The 406-nt window shown below is 43.8% G+C and carries 1 protein-coding gene; it reads right to left on the reverse strand.

The genetic code is table 11. The annotated features are described in order from the left end of the window. On the reverse strand, positions 1 to 346 hold a 346-nt coding region (locus HMPREF9441_RS16995), incomplete at its 3' end, for a hypothetical protein (protein WP_039865633.1). Positions 347 to 406 lie beyond the last annotated feature (60 nt).

Below are 406 nucleotides of genomic sequence, written 5' to 3' on the forward strand. Positions count from 1 at the left end.
CTGATGGATATTCTAAATTATTAGAGTTCAATACATTATCGCGCAATATCTCTATACGATTATTTGCCGTTGCTATCGGTGTTATAAAACTACCGCCCGATACCACTGAAAGCGTATAAGTATACTGACCGCCTCCACCTTGGGTGTTGAGCACTTCTATTACCCCTGCTGTATCGCACGTTACCTTTGAGTTTACAGTTACCGTAGCTGTAATAGGGGCTAATTGTTTTACCTCGGCATCTCTACTGCCCCACTTACAACTGCCTTCGGTTACCTCTACATAATAGGTCTTACCTGCTGGTACTGTAAAGGCTGATACCGTTTGCTCATAAACCCCTATTGCCATATTTACACTTCCCGTATAAACCGTTGGTGTTCCTGCCCTATTAGCTCCCGGAGGATTAGG

The organism is Paraprevotella clara YIT 11840, assembly GCF_000233955.1.
Lineage (GTDB): Bacteria > Bacteroidota > Bacteroidia > Bacteroidales > Bacteroidaceae > Paraprevotella > Paraprevotella clara.